Consider the following 18,124-nt stretch of genomic DNA (forward strand, 5'->3'; position numbering starts at 1 on the left):
TATTCCTATTTTATAAGAAATTTATGCTCTACATTCTCGGCAGTTTGGTATTTGCCCTTTATACCATATTGCCATGCAACCACTGAAACTTCAATTGGATATTTAGTCTTTGGAGGTATATTGTCAATAACAAGATGATTGCCATTTATATGAGCAGGACCATATTTCACATAGTAACATACAGGTAAGCCACTATCAGATTTGCCTTTCAAAGAAATCGTCTTTGTATTGCGTTTTACATCTTGTAATGATTCAAAATAAATAGACTGGCGCTTACCATCTGTTATACGATATGGAAAATGTATGTTTATTTGTTGTGCAGTCCCCTTATAATTACTATCTCCATCGCTTATAGCTTGCAACCAAATATCTGTACTTCTTCGATGATTATTCAATCCAATTCTATAAAGGTCAAGACAAAAAGTTGTGTCGTTGATTTGGATGGCAGGGCCATTAATCAATCTTGTTTTGATTTTTACGCTAGAATGCTCGGAAGATAATTTTGAACGTGTAGAATCACTATAAACTGCAGATATGTTGAATGTCCGTCCGTCTTTGTGAAGGATGGGAGATAATATAATTTCTGCATGATTAGATGGATTGTATGTAACAAATTTTGCTCCTTGCTTATAACCTATATATTGTATTTTCTTTCCTAAAGAACGTGCATAGTATTGTTCTGTAGCCAAAGCGATATCTTTGTCGAAATACCAAAAAGCATCATGTTTGTCGCCTTTATATTCTGTATAAAGTGCAGTATGTGGTCTATTAATAGTATTAGTGTTCCATCTTTCTGCTAACCATCCATCCGTGGGATTTAATTTTCTCAGTCCGTTATGATTTAGTCTGTAATAATCAGCTTTCTTTAAAAACATGCACATGTAATCTATTACTTCGTCTGATACATCAAAATGGCCATGTCCTGCATCGCAAAGGAATGATATGCAACTGTTAGGGTATTTCATTCTGAATGAGAGTGCAGGATTAACTCGTGCTTCCCACCATTCCCATTCGCCTTCTATCATCAGCCCAGGAATGCCATCAATGTTTCTGGTTCTTCCCCATTCAATATTTTCACGTCCGAATCCCGTAAGATTAGTACATGGGGCATCGCCATGATAAGATATAATAGCTAATGTGCGATCGTTATTCCATGCTGCAAAATTCCACGGAAAAGTAGCCATAGCAGAGTGTCCAATAGGTATTATTGGTACAGTGCTTAGTTCGTTATAACCACTTTTATTCGCAAAATCATTCATCATTTTTTCAAATAGTTTCTGACAGCCCTTTTGTATATTCCATTCTTGATCTATTGAAGGCGCTATCCAAATTATTCCATAGCCAAGTTCTTGCAGAGTTTTTCTGAATTTTATATTATTTAATATCGGCTCCTCGCTCATGTTCTGTTGGCTGAGGATTATGCCTCTCACTTTATTACAGTCAGAAGGTATCCAAAGAAAAGCTTCAGGATTGCTATTCGTTTCGGTAGAAGTGTATCCGTCAATAGATACACACCATTGATAATCCTGCGCTGTTGTTTTCATCAATAAGGATTGAAACATTATAAGTAACATTGTAATAATGTATGTTTTCTTTATCATGTCTTTTGTTTTTTTGATAATTTACTATTGTATTAAATAACACTTCATTAATATAAATGACGAAATAATTATCTTTTTTGTGTCATTAAGATGAATAAAAGATAACTATTTAGATTTTATGAAAGAAATGTTTTCTACATGCTCTCCAACAAACATGTTGGCGTAGTCAGATGTCTTGTACCATTTAGGTCTATTGGGCATATCATCATAAATAGTTATGCCATTGATACTGAAATTTTCAAATTGAATATTACTAATTTTGCGACTGTCATCATAACCTATAATGATAGACATCCCAGCATGAGTTCCGTTGTATGAAAAGTTTTTGAAAGTAACATTTTCAATGCCACTACCTGGTGCATGGCAATATTTTTTATTATAGCAAACACGCATGTTAATTAGCATACCTTTATGTATATCTTCTACGCGGATATTGCTGAAAGTAATATTACGCACAATATTATTATCGCCATTATTTATGCCGATGCATCCCTGATAATCTATCTGGTTTTCATTTTGTTCCAGAATATCAATGTTGTCATATAATACGTTATCAATAATTTCATATTTGCTTACATCTCCATGAAGTCCGATCATAATAGGGTGGGCTACGTCAGCCCAATAAACAGCATCCTTTATCGTGATATTTTTGCATCCTCCATTATATCCTAGTCTAGTGCAATATATTGTGGAACAGTCATCGCTAGTTCGACAGAATACATGCTCGTAAGATACATTATTGCTTGCAAACACGTTCATTCCATCCCCCCAACCATACCATGAGATTACTTTTGCGTTCTTTATAGTTACGGAATCTGAACCACCCACGGGTATTTGTGTTGTCAACGGTCCATCTATTATTACATTCTTTGAATATTTTACCATAATTCCTTCGTGTCGCCCAGGATTTATGATTCCGTGGCCTAATATCTTGACATTATCAGCTTTGTATATTGATAGCCAGCCATTTATAACAGCCCTTTGGTCGATATAAACAGTTTTCCCAGAAGTTATGGCAATAGAGTCTCCATTTAAATCATGTAATCCTGGTCCAAAATAAATAAAATTATTCTTCTTGACTTTAGGTTTGGATATTCTATGATCTGCAAAGATTTGTAGATTATGGTATATGTCTCCGTTGATTTCAAATGACATATAGCGTGATTTATTTAATGTAAATGTAACAGTGTTTCCCTCTTGTTGCGTAGGTATATCATAAGAAAGTGGTCGCAGTCTATATGAGCAAATTTTGTTTTTAGTAGATGTGATGCATACTTCGACAGTATCGTCGAAATCAAATTTAGCTACAGAAGTTTTTTCTTTTTTATGTGTTCCGTTCTCAGTATCGTCAACATAGAATAAATATGTAGGTACATCTTGCCATATTCCATTTGACGTGCGTATTTTTACGGTGTAGTCATTATTCACTTCCACTCCTTTTGGTGAAGAATAGATATTCTTAGACCATATTAGTGATGGAATTATAAAACATAGAATAAGAAAAAGAAATCTTTTCATGATAGTGATGATTTTTAATTTAATGAGGAGATTCCTTTATTAAAGAATCCCCTCAAATTGTCTAACTAACCTAATTTGTTGTCTATCAATTAATTACCACATAGGATTTTGTTTCAATTCGCTATTAAGAGATATTTGGCTTGTTGGAATTGCTTGAAGATAGTTTTTCTTAGTAAAGTTTCTTTCTGTTTTTGGCTCTGTAATCAGGGCGCCAGGTTTCACTGTAGGCATGCCCGCAGTATAGGAATCTTGTGCTGTTTCTGTTGTTACAATGTGTCCAGTCCATACTGAAGCCTTATACATTTTTACACCAGGATATCCAGGCTTATCTTCAGTTGCAAGTTCAGTGTCAATTCCATTATATGCTGCATAATAGCTGCAGATAGGACGAGCCATTTCTATATCTGCTGTTCCCCAACGGCACAAATCATAAAGTCGGAAACCTTCTCCATATAGTTCTAATGATCTTTCTCTTCGTATTTCTTGTTTCATGTCCAGTCCATTATCGTTTACAAGAGCGTTAGTAAGATTTGCAATATGGGCACGTTTGCGAATGATATTTATAGTGCTGTTTAAATCGGCATCACTAATTTTGTTTTCAAGTTCGTATGTTGCTTCAGCATATGTAAGAAGCATTTCTGGTAATCTTATAAGCATATAGTCTGCTGATTCTTGTGTAGTAGGTCTTTGTCTTTCTTCTGTGAATTTACGACCAACATAGCCATTGTTGCCATTATATGATCCACCACTATATGTTGTGAGAATAGGGGCATAGATTCCACTGATATTGTTAGCATCAGCGCTAGGTGCAATACTGTAATCAGCAATTTTACCATGCTCATTATTTGCGCTCCAATAATAATGACCTGTTTGCTTAAATAAAGAAAGCATACGCGCATCACGATTTTCAAATTCTGAATTTAACCCATGATATCCCTTAAATAGTGGAGATTTGTTGATAGGTAAACCATCAGTACACAAGTACATATCCATTAATTTTCTGTTACCTCCACAAGGCTCTGAGTGTGTTAGATTAACTCCACCATATACTTGTAGTGAGTAATCAAAACATTTGCGCAAGATTGCTTCATTGTTAGATGATTTTGAGGCTCCATAAGGATTTGAATCTGCATCTTCCAAACCGAATAAATAGTAACTAGAAGTGTTGTCATATGAATCAATCTTATGGTTTTCGCATTCCATCCATACAGAGTATTCTGTGGCATATGCACCACCTGAAGTAAATTTAGCTGATTCTGTTTTCGCCATCGACAATAGATCAGTTATTGATGGGTAATTTGAAGGTATAGTAGTGCCAGCTCCGTTTGTAGTGCCATCTCCATTTGTTGCATCTTCAGAGCCACGACCATTGTACTTCTCCCATGTCCCTTCATAAAGACAGACCCTAGCCTTAAAAGCACTAACAGCTTCTATATCTATATCTCCACTATTTTTAGTAGAAACTTTTGTTGTTGCTGATAGTAGTGTTTGTGCATTATTTAAGTCTGATAGTATTGAACTTATTACTTCATAGCGAGAGTTACGTGGTCCCCATACAAAATCAGACGTAGTTTGTGGAACTGTTAGTGCTAATGTTATTCCACCATACCTTTGAAGCAAATAAAAATGCCACCATGCTCTAAAGAAATAGGCTGTTCCTACTGATGAGTTAATATTATCTGTACCCGTATAATTATTTGCAGCTGCAAGTAAATTGTTTACAGTACGTAGATTTTTATACGGGCTAGAATAGTAGCCGTCACTAGTTGGGGCACTAGTATTACCAGAAAGTTCATCTTTACCTAAATAATTAAGATCAGTACCATTGTCAAAAATAGTGTAGTTTAATCCTGTGTTGTATCCTTGCAACTGGCTATATAGGTTATTGGCTGCGTCATTGAATTCTGATGCATTTTTAAAATAGGATCCATTAGTGACATTTGACATCGGTTCTTGATCAAGCCAACTGGTGCATCCAGATAAGCTTACTGTTGTTGCAACAGCCAATGCAATTAAAATATTGTAAGTTTTCATAATAATGATATTATTAGTTAAAATGTAACGTCTAATCCAAAAGATATGCTGCTTGAAAATATGTCTACTCCAGAGTAAGTGCCCATATTTGATTGAGCTTCAGGATCGTATCCGTCTTTAATATTTGATATGTCAAACAGGTTTTCACCAGATACCCAAACTCTAAGTTTCTCTAATCCAATTCTATTTATCAAATTTTTAGGAAGCGAATATCCTATTTGAATTTGTTTACAGCGTGCATACCATGAATTTACTACATTTATGTCATTATAGTTCTTGTAGTTCCAGTTATTACGGTTTCCATTGCGAGATATCAAGGGGTAGGTTGCATTTATATTTTCTGTATGATAACCAAATTTATCTCCTGCATACCATGTTTTATCAATAAAATACCCACTTGTATTTGTCCAACCGCTCCAGAAGGCACATCCCATTTGACCATTTCTTACATTATATTGCTGTCCTACACCTTGGAAGAAGCAATTAAAATCAAAGTTCTTGTATGATAAACCCAGATTAAGACTAAAGTTATAATGTGGATCCGTATCACCATAATAGTATAAGTCTTCTTTTGTTATGTCGTTATCGCCATTTAAGTCAACACGTTTTACACAGCCTGGTGTTAGTTCATTAGTGGTTCCGTTTTTCACACTACTTATCAAAGAGCCTGATACGTTTCCGTTCATTCTTGCATAGTATTCGTCAACTTCTGCTTGTGTTTGGAATAAACCGTCAGTTTTAAATACATATAATGAGTTTAATGGCTTTCCTTCAATTATAGAGTTTACTCCCCAAGAAATAGATGTCTTTCCTGCATAAGAAGTAACTTCTGTTTTTGCATTCGCCAAAGTAAAACCTGCATGATAAGTAATGTCTTTGCCAATTCTGTCGTTCCAATTTATTGCTAGTTCCCAACCATGAGTCTTATACTTACCTGCATTTGTAGAAGGAGCAGTTCCTCCATAAACATCAGGATATGTTATATTTATAAGCATACCATTGTTTTTACGCCAGAAATAGTCAAAAGAACCTGATAAGCGATTATTTAAAAATCCATAATCAATACCAATATTAGTTGAGTTTACTGTCTCCCAAGTGCGTGAATCATCTGTAATACCAGATATCCAGCTTGTTGGAACTTTCGCACCGTTCATAACTGTTGTTCCTGTTGCTATTTGAGCATATGCTTCATAATTTCCTATTGTGGAAACATTACCTGATTGCCCCCAAGATGCACGTATTTTTAAATTATCAACAAAAGGTAATGCTCCTTTAAAGAACTTTTCCTCAGATATGCGATAACCAGCTTCTGCTCCATAAAAATCCTGCCAGCGTTGATTTTTTACAAGACGTGAACTACCATCATGTCTCCATGAGCCTTCTAAAAGATATTTCCCAGCGTAATCATAGTTTATACGACCTAGTAGAGAAACATAAGACCATTTATAAGAACCAGATGAAGTTATTTTATCTGTAGTTGTATCATATACATTAAGATCTGTAAGATTTGTGGCATTGCTGCTTGAACGATATATTGATGTAGAATAATTATCACGAAGTTCGTTGGTATTACCAAACAAGGCAGTAATGTTATGTTCTCCAAATCTTCTGTTGTAGTTCAAAAAAAACTCATAAAGTTGATATAGTGCCCTTTCGTTTGTTTCAGAGAGTGATTCTATATTTGCATTAGAACCTGTTGTTGCACCATTTAGTGTTGATAAACCATTTGAATCATCCCATGTGTACATTTGAATTTTGTGGCTTTGGACTTTTTTATTTAAATTAAATTGCCTAATGCTTCCTTTTGTATAGAATGTCAAACCGTTAAGAATAGGATTGATAAAGCTTAAATCGAATGTGACCTTTCCACTTAGACGTAGCATGTAATTATTAGTTTTTGCTTTACCACCTTCTGTGAGATGTGCTAGGACATTATTGCCACCAAAGTTGTCATAATATTGTTTGCCACTTTTTGTCGTTAATGGAAATATCCACATATCCTGAAGTCCGTACCCAATTCCATAAGTAGGAGTGTCTTCATATTTCATATCATATGAAATTCCCGTCTCTACTTTTACATATTTGCCTATTTGGAAGTTTGTGTTGTTGCGGAAGTTATATTTCTTCTGACCGTCATATATAGGCTTAATTAAGGAGCGATCGTTTGCATAACCCAAAGAAGTAATGCTTTGTATCATATCGTTACCTCCTTGTACACTTATGTTTTGTGAGTTTCCCCATGTAGTTCCATATACGGCATCAACTTGATTAGCATTTAAAGGATCTATCCTTAATATATTAGTGCCATTCCAATCAAATGCTTCATTATTCATTATTCGAGTATAAAAATCTGTATTGAAATTCTGTGATCCGCATGTCCAAAGTGAAGAAGCCCCATTAGCATGATTGGTGTCATTGTAATCAGCCATTAACATCATTCTAGCCCATTCTGAGCCTGTTGCTGCCGGATATTTTTTCCCTCTATAATTTGCTGTGACAGAACCATTATATGAAACGGAAATTTTACCAATTTTTGCACGTTTCGTTGTTACAAGGATAACACCGCCAGCAGCACGTGCACCATAGATAGATGCAGCTGCGTCTTTCAAAACAGATATACTCTCAATATCATTTGGATTAAGGGTGTTTAATTCCCATGAGTAGGCATCAACGCCGTCAATAAGTATTAATGGATCTGATGAGTTTGCAGAAATGCCTCCACGAATATTTATTTTTGGATTACTTGTAGGACGAGATGATGAACGTGTGATTGTCAATCCTGGTATAGCACCTTGTAGGGCTGTTGCTATATTGCTAGTGCCTCTTCCCTTTAGCACTTCGTCACCATTAACCATCGAAACAGCACCTGTCAATGTGGCTTTCTTTTGTGTTCCATAACCGACGACAACAACTTCTCCTAATGCTTGCTGGTCTTCTTTGATGGTTATTTTAAGTTTGTTCTGTCCTGTGTAGCTTATTGTTTGCGTCTTGTAGCCAACATAAGAAATCTGCAGAATACATTTTCCAGGAAGAGGAATGGTAAAGTTACCATCAAGATCTGTAACGCTTCCATTATTTGTACCTTTCTGGATTACACTTGCACCGATGATAGGTTCCCCAGACTCATCTACGACTCGTCCTGTAACTTTTGTTTGTGCTAATGCTACAGTTGAGACTGCGAGCAATAGCATTGTTAATATAAGTTTTAACTTTCTCATGATTCTCGTTTTGAGGTTATACAAATAAGTAATTCTTTACTTTTTGCAACAGTGTGCAAAATTAATAGATTAAATTTCATGTCTTGTTAGTTTATAGATTATTTTTTTTATTGTTATAATGTTATTTTACTACTTATACGAGTATTGATATGGAAATACTTAACGTATATTCATTTTTCTTAATCTCGTCAGTGCTTCAATATAATAATAGTCTGCATAAATAATTGATGCGTCTATCTCATATCCTGCTGGTTTATTTCCTGTGGAGTGGAGTAGAAATGAATTGTTTCTCCTGCCACTTTCATATTTCCGTGAACTTAGACTTTTTATCATTTTCAGTGCGGCATTGCGATACTTCCTTGATTCCTGATATGGAAGATATGTAGAAAGCTCTAACAATCCTGAAGCTACTATACAAGTAGCTGATGCATCTCTTGGAGCATTAGGAATAGAAGGGTCGTCAAAATCCCAGTATGGTATGTAATCTTTTGGTAATCGTTTAAGATATGCATCTGTTATCCTCTGTGTAAAATCCAGAAAGCGTTTGTCGTGAGTGTATCGGTATACCATAGTGAATCCGTATATTCCCCATGCTTGTCCACGCGCCCACATACTATTGTCGGAATATCCCTGATGTGTAACACCTTTTATAAACTGTCCGCTGATTGTGTCATACACAGCTACGTGATATGAAGTGTAATCTGGTCTAAAATTGTTTTTCATTGTTTTTTCAGCATGTGATACAGCCATGTCATACAATCTTTTGTTACCTCCGTTCTGTGATGCAAAAAACATCAGTTCTAAATTTATCATGTTGTCCATAATCGTGTTGTGAGGCCAGTTTTGTGGCTTTCTTTCACGTGGCCATGATAATATTGTCCCTACTTTTGGATTGTAGAGAGTAGCTAGTGTATCAGCCGTCCTCAGCAACACTTTCTTGTATGCCTCATTATGTGTTAATCTGTATCCGTTCCCAAAACTTTGATATATTAGGAAACCTAAGTCGTGATCATAAGCGGGACATTCTGAAATAAATTTTAGTGATTCTGTGTATTTCTCCGCATGATGCAGTATGGTGGAATCGTGAGTATTCTCATAATCATACCATAATATTCCTGGCCAGAAACCAGAACACCATTCTTCTCGTTTAGCCCTTACGCAATTCCATTTCTTTTCATTTTTTGCAATGCTTCTTGGATAAACAGAATAGTCTAGAGATGAGTCTCCACTAAGTTCTTTTATCGTATTTTTTATCTTACTGTCACAGTATTTTAATTCCATATAGGGAATTTTGCTTTTTAGGGGATGCTGTTTGTTCCCTGCTGATGCACAGACAACAAGTAATCCTAAAATTAAAGGAACTATTTCACGTTTAGATTTCATATATTTCATATATCATTTTTTATCTATTACGAATCAATGTAAATAATTACTTAGGTATATTAGTCATATTTTTGTTAATTATATAAAGTTGATGAGTGTTTATTCGTTATAATTCTTTCCCAAATAGCATCTGGCAAATAAATATAAAAAACGTCTTTTGCTAATTTAAAGTGAAGATCTTAAATAAATGTGTTTGATAATCTACCAGAAAAAGTTTTTTTAATGCCACTAATGTCACAAGCCCTTATTTTAAACATTAGTCAACTGAGTCTTGAAAATACATGCTACATATATACTATATCCTTCTGTATATACAATTCCCAAAATTGCTTAATCATGATTTTTTATTACGTTTCCATTAGAATTTGATGCCCGAAAAAAGAAAAAACTAAAAAAGTTCAAAACAAACAAAAAACCTCCACTTTGTGTGTAAATGATTATTATACAGTTCGTTAACCCGTGGAGGTATACCTCCACTATCATCCACCTTTTTTGACAGAAAAACCTATGATTGCACAAGGACCACACTATATATTGTTAATTAGTAAAAATATAATAAAATAAAAATTATTTACTTATATATATGTCTTAGATGTTTCTTTGATGAATTAAAAACATTTGATCGATGCAATGGAAACTTTATATCGTAGGAATAGAAGCGTTTGATCGTAGAAACAGAAACTTTATGTCGTAGAAACAGAAACGTTTGATCATAGAATCAGAAGCTTTGTATCGTAGGAATAGAACATCGGTAAATGCAATAGAAAAATAGTATAGTAAATCCACGATTTATTAAAAGTAACAAAGCACATAAGCATAACAATCTTATAATTCTTTTTCTTGAAATACGAGATAGTGATTAGGCCCTAATCACTCTGCAAATTACGAAGCAATACGGAGTGATTAGGGCCTTATCACTAAATAAAATACATTGAATTTTTCTACCTTATATTTTGAATCAGAGTACATGTAAGAAGCAGAAACCTATCCATAATTTGGAAAAAATCACCAAAAACAGGTGTGTTTCGACTTTTAATGTCACTTTTCCCCCGATAATGTCACTTAATGTCACTCGCTCATCCCCGATAAACAAAGGGTTTGTGACAAAGTGACATTAGTGGCATTAAAAAAACTTTTTCTGGTAGACAACAAAACCAATACTTTATATGTTGGTTACAATAACCGGAGGTGAAATAATCTTAGCAGATAATAAGTAAAGCGAAGACCAATATAATATATATTCTGTATATAAAGATAGTATATGTGCTACGAATCTAAAAATAAGGCATTAAGAAAGCCTAGAAATGATTTGTCCATTTAGATTTTCTTTTGTATATTTGCATTTCAAATACCACGAAGATAAAATGAAAAATAACCTGTGTAATATTTCGTTATCAATTATTTTCATACTATGCTGTCTTGCATCAAGTGCAACCGACAGTGATTTTATAGGTAATGTAACCATGCGCGACGGGCTTTGTGGGGAAAATATCTATAAGATATACCGAGATCATAGAGGAATGATATGGCTTGGCACTTCTGATGGTATGAATAGTTTTAACGGTGTGACTCTTCACTCTTATAGTGCTGGTAATATTAAGCAGAATAATGTTGTTTACGATATCGTTGAAACATCTGATTATAGGCTTTTTGCTGCTACTTCAAGTGGACTATATCAGTTGAAAAGTGATTCCTTAATAAAAGTTTCTGAAGAAATAAATGGCAACGTATCTGCGTTGGCTGTCGACGGGAAAAAACTTTATGTAGGCTCTGATAAAGGACTTTACGTACTTAATGGCGACAAGGTTAAACGCTTTCTTATTAGCAGTAATGCTTTATCAGGAGAAAACAAAATAAATGATATATTTATAGACAAGCAGAAACGTGTATGGATTGCGTCAGATAAATGGCTTACAATGATGAGTAAAGGCGTAATTAAGAATATTGATGTCGGAAATAAAATGCAGATGCTTGGTAATATACATTGTCTTACATCAATTGGTGAAAGTGTTTTCATGGGTTCAAGCAATGATGGTATAATAAAATATGATATAAGGAGTGGACAACTGTCAAAATACATCTCTGTTGACTGCAACATCATATCAGAATTGTCTACCGATGGACGCGATAATTTGTATGTTGCTACAGATGGTAATGGGGCGCATGTCATATCTGTATCAAAAAATAGAATTATAAAGTCTTTCACAACAAATACTACTCCGTTTGCGTTGAAAGATAATTCTGTTTATAGTTATTTACATGATGAAAACGGTGTTGACTTCTTTGGGTCTTTTAGGATGGGGTTGATGTATACATATTATGTTAATCCAATATTTAAGACATATTCATATAAAGACTTTACGACAGAGAACCTTAACGTGAGAAGTTTTACAATCAATGGTAAACAGAAGCTTATAGGTACACGTAATGGATTTTATTTTATTGACGAGGCGCGGGATATTATAAGATATTTCAGTCCTCAGCAGATTGGTGGGAGTATTGTTATATCAAATGTTTTTTATCATGGTAAATATTATATTTGTACATTCGACGGTGGTGTAAAGGTTCTTGACCCTCAAAATATGCGAGTTACCCCCATGTCTGATAATATTACTTTGAGTAAGGGTAGTATATTTAGTGCCGTCGTCCATAATGACAAACTGTGGATTACTACTGTTGACGGTTTGTTTTGCTATGATGCAAATATAGGTAAGACCGTTTGTTATACGGCTCGTAATTCTGGATTACTCAACGGTTTTGTCAATAGTATATCTTTTGATAGCAATGGTAATGGTTGGATTGGTACACAAAAAGGTATCTGTGTTCTCAATGCTGGCAACAGAGCTATACAGTCAACAGGGTTTCCCGAAGGATTCTTTAATAATGAGAGCGAGGTATATTTTACTAATGGAGGTGATGGAGAGATGATTGGATTTGGTCATAGCGGTGTATATGAGTCAAAAAATGATTTGTCTGAATTCCGTACATTGACATTTGATGAGAATATAATTGACGAATCTTGTGCATTCATAAAGCGAGATAATAATGCAAGATACTGGATGGCTACCGATAAAGGATTGTTCTATCTGGATAATTCCTTAAAGCAGTATGTACAGTTTGGTAATATGGATAATATGCGAGGTTCTGCATTTAATACGAAAGCAGTATATCTAGATGAGAGCAATAACGTGTGGATAGGGTGTAATAATGGACTCATTTATGCTCAAACACGTGGGATAATAAAAAATCACTTTAAAACTCATTTTCCGATAATATTTGGCAACGTTATGATTAATGACGGGAATGTGAACATGAAGGCTGAGGACGAAATAAACAATAGTCGCGAGATAGAACTAAAATGGAACATGACTAGCAGTAAATTGTCTTTTGTGCCTATTATACTAAATTATTCTAATCCGTCAAACACATTTTTTGAATATAGAATTGATGGCGGTGAATGGTATACATCAGTGGGTACGTCTCAAATAAAATACGATAGTATGTTGCCAGGTTCTCATAAGTTGCAAATAAGACTTGCTGGAGACGAGAACATAACAGAATATAATGTTTATGTAAATCCAAGTGGTATGGCTTATATTGAAGTCTTACTAATTGTGTTTCTTATTTTAGGATGTGTATTATTCGTCATTCGTAGAAAAAAAATAGTTGAGGCCATATACCAGATGACAGAAGGTGAAGACCAACATCATAAAGAGAAATATTCAAGAGTGAAAATAGATGATGATGAATGTGCAGCAATAGTAAAAAAACTGGAGAGATATTTGAAATCAGAGAAACCATATCTTGATTGCGACCTGAAGATGTCCGACTTAGCCGTGGCAATAGGAAGCTCGGCAAACAAACTCTCTCAGGTGTTTAGTCTGTATCTAAACCAGAACTATTATGATTATATAAATAACTACCGTCTTGATGAATTCAAGTTGATGGCTGCTGATCCTGAAATTAATAAGAAATATACTATAGTGGCGATGTCTGAGAAATGTGGTTTCAAGAAAACGGCTTTTTTCAATACATTCAAGCGTGTGATGGGAATAACGCCTACAGAATACATGCAGCAGATAAATAAAAATAAGGAGTAAACAAGTATTGCTTACTCCTTAAATAACTTTTACATCATACGGAAATACGCTGCTGCGCCTCCGCTGTCCTGAAGGGATAATCTAATTACCTCGTCACCTTTTATTAACTTACTAATAACTTTAACTTTTGTCTTACTTGAATAGGATGGATCGTCCTGATATAATGTCATCAAATACTTCTTTCCTTTTTGCAGAAAGTCAGTCTTTATTGCAACTTCGCGACCTTTATTTCCTGTCATAGCTCCCAGATACCAATCATTGCGGCTCCGTCTAGCTGTAACAATATATTCGCCAGGTTCTCCGAGTATAGCCCGTGTCTCATCCCATACCGTAGGAATATTCTTCCATAGTTCCAACTCCTTTTCCCCATTATATAATGAAGGCTTATCATACCAATACATAAATTGTATAGGACTGTAATAAACTATAGCCATAGCTAGTTGGTGTGCATGTGTAGTTTTTATTCTTTTATCGAAATAGCATAGCGTATAGTCTGCTGGTCCAGCTATAAAACGTGTGAAAGGTAATGTCACGTTATGTGTGGCATCGGGAAATTCTTCGTTTCCTCCAACTCCTTCTTGAGTCATGAGGTTGGGATATGTACGACTGAATCCTGTAGGGCGATACTCGTCGTGTATATCAACCATCATTCCATATTGTGCGCATTTGCGTACTGCGTTGTGTAGCCATGTTGTCCATTGTTGGTTTCCCACCTGAACGAAGCCAAACTTTATACCCTTAATACCCCAACTTTTATATAAAGGTAGTAATGTGTCTATTTGTTGATATAAAGCACGCTGGTTTACGTATAGCCAGACTCCGATACCTTTTGATGCCGCATATTTGCAGATAGCAGGAATATTAAGATCTTTTGTCTCTGATACAGTCGTGGCATCAGAAGTCATTTTCATTTCAGGACCATACCAACCTGCATCAAGATGTATGTACTGTAGTCCTCTATCAACAGCAAAATCTACGGCAGCCAAAGCCTCTTCCTGTTTCAGACCTGTACGGAAAACCTTACCAGGCTTTATCCAACTACAATCTTTTATGGCGCAAGAGTCGTTGAGATTCAGCATTATGTAGTTGTGGTTAATAATGTCTACAGCTTTGTCGGCAGCCATAATAACCCTCCATGGGGTATTATATGGTGTCATAATATCAGCGCAACCATACATACTTGCCTTTAATGTGCTTGACAGCTTTTGGTCAAGACTGAATTTTGTCCTTACATAATCTGTTAATCTTGCTTCTCCCAAAGTCACCGTATATCCATTAGGTAGTTTCATTGTCAGCGGTCGTTCGCATTCGTCTTTCCATTCGTTAATTGGTGTGTAAGATATGGGTCCTTGTGCCCACTTCTCATAAAAAGACATTGTGCCCTCAGGCATTGCAAATTGTGTCTGTTCGCCCGTTATATGTATAAAAAGCCCGTTGCTTGTACTAGGAAAATGATAGCGGAAAGCTATTCCCTCGTTGTAGGCTCTAACCTCGACATCTAGATAATATGTCCGTTCCTTGTTGAATACATTGTAATTATTCGTGTCCGGTTTGCCTTTTCTGAACTTCAGACTCATACAGTTGTATTTGTCAGTAATCTCAGACCATTCACCATATAGAGGTTTCCATGTAGCATTATGTGACAAAGTGTCTGTGCCGATATACAGAAGATTATCGCCCCAGTTGGTACATGTGTCATTTGGAACTCCGAGAGCACTCTCAAAAAGATGATTCTGTATGTCAACGCCAAGTTTTGATTGTCTAATAATGGTATAACCTTTATATGCCACGCTATAATACATCTGTCTTTTACCATTATTACTATCCTGAAAAAAGGAAAATATGTAGTTTCCGTCAGGAGATTTAAGACTATGCCTTGTGCTTTCTATTGTTGTCGCTGATGCAGATATAAAAGAAAGAAGGCATACAACTAAAGATATGATTGCTTTATATTGTTTCATTTTATTCTTCGAATTTAATATTCATTCCATATTTATTATAAGTTACTTTCATATCTTTGTCATTAACCATCACTGTAGATGGTTGACTCATAGAACGGAATGTAGCATTTACGTGTTGTTGTCCCTCAATATGAAAATTGTCTTTACCCTCAGTGTTATTTTTGATAATAAACAATTTTGAGAGTGAAGAAAAATAATCAGTGTTTCCTCTTCTTACGGCACTGCCATAGCAAATGAAGAAATCTTTTGCCTCGGCAGCGTCAGTTCCATCCTTGTAAGTAACAGAAAACATGTATGCATCAGTAGTCCATCCATCAGCTTCTATCCACGAATTACTATGCATAAGTCTTCCGTCAGCGAGCTGGTTAATATATAAATCTGTAGTTTGTCCGTTGTATTTTATTCTCAGTCCAATCCAGTCTTTTCCGTCACGTCTCTCTATCTGCGGAAGATTTTTATCTATTGGACTGTCTTTCATGATTACCGCTGTTACAGCCTTTACCATATCTGTGGTTTCTGGGAGGTGAAAAGAATAGTATTTCTCCTTACCTTTCAAGTCTTCTGTAGGTCCCTCTTTCTCTTCAAGATATATATCGTCTGGATAATCATGCACGAAATCAGACTGTGCAAAGAGTCTGGGATATAAAGGACATATTGATATAGCAGCATTGCCGTTTGTTACATTTAAAAAGTATCCTTCTTTCTTTACGTTCCCATCAGGATGCCATAACCACTCAAAGTTACCTTGACGGTGACTTTTTATATCGTCAACGATAAGTAATAGTTTGTCCATCCATATAAAATGTCTGAAATTACGGCTCAACTTATCTGACATCGGACCTGTTCCATTGGCAAGCACATACTTCATGTTTCCTGCATCCATCATATAATATAGGTTCCCACGAAGTGGAGCACCATGATACTGCTGAGTGCGTGGCTGACCTTCGCCATTGAAAAGAATCACGTTATGCGCGTCGCTTTGAAAAAAGTAATTTCTGTATGCTGGGTTAGGATATGAACAGTTACCTGCATCTTTGATAATCTCAACACCTTTATGGAATATAACAAACGAGTTTGCGTCTGCATGTGAATGATTCCATGTGTATCCACTTTTTACGGCAATCATAGTTGCGTCTTTATTCCAGTTGTTACGCATTGTTGCCCACCCAAAATCTTTCCACAGATAAGAATTTGTTGCAGTGGGAATGCTTGGTGCATTGTGTGTGTCGGGAGTGTAAAGAAATCCAATTGGACGGTTACGGAAATATCCGTCACGGTTTTGTCCTTCCTCTACCTGATTGAAATACCACAGCATATTGTCATTCCTTATACCAAGTTCGTAGAGCAGCATCATGCAGCTCTCTGCTGATATTGTGTTGTGGCTGTCGCCGAAATTCACGTCATACAAAGCTCCTGTACGTGGATAGCAAAGATGAAGGAAGTAATCGGGTAGTTTGGCAAGTTGCTTTATTGCAGGTAGTGATTCTTCAGAACGGCTATTCTTCCAACCTATACGAAACAGTAATGCTTCGCCGATACCGAAGTTGGCGTAGTTCAGACTTTCATACATACCTCCAGCTTCGTCAAATGTCTTTGCTTTATTCTGCAACACGTCTCCACCGAAGTCAAACCATTCAGGTAACAGTTCATTTACAGTCTCGGCAGCCTCTTTCGCTTCACTGATTTCATCTTGCAGACTCAGCGCGAGCAGACCTCCCATACCCACGCAACTGCTCCACCAGTTATGTCCCATAGAGTTTAGTGAGTGTATTCGTGTAGGTTCCATGATCCAATCGTGCATAGATGGTTGAACGCCCAATCTGTATAGTCCTCTAGATATAGTATCCCTTTCTTCGGATGTTAGTGTATTGTAAATAGCATCATATCCTACAGCTGTTGCGAAACATCTATGGGCTACATTTAGGTCTGCATTCCATGTTGGTTTTCGTGCAAGCATCTCAGATGTTGCCCAAGATTTTGCTTTTATGGCATTCATCAGTACACGTTTTACAGCATCTGAATACTTGTTATTATCTGTCATAAGATAAGCTAACGACAAATAATCAAGTCTTGATATATCATTGGTGTTTATGTTTGTATCAGCAACCTTTCTAATATCTTTCCAACAGCGCGCCATAGTCGTATCAGACTTTGCTTTACTCTTAGCAAAATCTATTTTTTGTTTGGTGAAAATTAGATAAGGATGCCTGGTGTTCTGTGCATTTGCCAGGTACATATAGAAAAATAAAATCAGTATTATATTAAGTTTCTTCATATTTTATTAGGTTTTATATAAATTATTACGTAAA

At 35.7% G+C, this 18,124-nt stretch carries 8 protein-coding genes; 1 reads left to right on the forward strand and 7 read right to left on the reverse strand.

Going from position 1 to position 18,124, the window contains the following annotated elements:
* Positions 1–5: 5 nt before the first annotated feature.
* The 5 genes from HEQ28_RS00555 to HEQ28_RS00575 form a co-directional block, all read right to left on the reverse strand.
* Positions 6–1,601, reverse strand: a complete 1,596-nt coding sequence (locus tag HEQ28_RS00555; RefSeq protein WP_434503256.1) for a hypothetical protein — start codon at positions 1,599–1,601, stop codon at positions 6–8.
* Positions 1,602–1,706: 105 nt separating this feature from the next.
* Positions 1,707–3,119, reverse strand: coding sequence for a glycosyl hydrolase family 28 protein (locus HEQ28_RS00560; protein WP_434503257.1), 1,413 nt, complete (start codon positions 3,117–3,119; stop codon positions 1,707–1,709).
* 93 nt (positions 3,120–3,212) lie between these two features.
* Positions 3,213–5,153: a RagB/SusD family nutrient uptake outer membrane protein gene (locus HEQ28_RS00565; RefSeq protein WP_434503258.1), complete on the reverse strand. Its 1,941-nt coding sequence runs from the start codon at positions 5,151–5,153 to the stop codon at positions 3,213–3,215.
* Between the two features lie 17 nt (positions 5,154–5,170).
* A complete protein-coding gene (locus HEQ28_RS00570; protein ID WP_434503259.1) occupies positions 5,171–8,371 on the reverse strand; it encodes a SusC/RagA family TonB-linked outer membrane protein in 3,201 nt (1,066 codons plus the stop codon).
* A 159-nt stretch (positions 8,372–8,530) separates the two neighbouring features.
* Positions 8,531–9,754 (reverse strand): glycoside hydrolase family 88 protein, encoded by a 1,224-nt coding sequence (locus tag HEQ28_RS00575; RefSeq protein ID WP_434504402.1) that lies wholly within the window; start codon positions 9,752–9,754, stop codon positions 8,531–8,533.
* Positions 9,755–11,118: 1,364 nt separating this feature from the next.
* Between HEQ28_RS00575 and HEQ28_RS00580 the strand changes: the two genes are divergently transcribed.
* On the forward strand, positions 11,119–13,854 hold the full coding sequence (locus tag HEQ28_RS00580; RefSeq protein WP_434503260.1) for a two-component regulator propeller domain-containing protein: 2,736 nt from the start codon (positions 11,119–11,121) through the stop codon (positions 13,852–13,854).
* Positions 13,855–13,883: 29 nt separating this feature from the next.
* Here HEQ28_RS00580 and HEQ28_RS00585 read toward each other — a convergent pair whose 3' ends face one another.
* A complete protein-coding gene (locus HEQ28_RS00585; protein ID WP_434503261.1) occupies positions 13,884–15,815 on the reverse strand; it encodes a glycoside hydrolase family 97 protein in 1,932 nt (643 codons plus the stop codon).
* A 1-nt stretch (position 15,816) separates the two neighbouring features.
* A complete protein-coding gene (locus tag HEQ28_RS00590; protein ID WP_434503262.1) occupies positions 15,817–18,090 on the reverse strand; it encodes a heparinase II/III domain-containing protein in 2,274 nt (757 codons plus the stop codon).
* Between the last annotated feature and the right edge of the window lie 34 nt (positions 18,091–18,124).

Source organism: Prevotella sp. (genome assembly GCF_051059605.1).
Lineage (GTDB): Bacteria > Bacteroidota > Bacteroidia > Bacteroidales > Bacteroidaceae > Prevotella.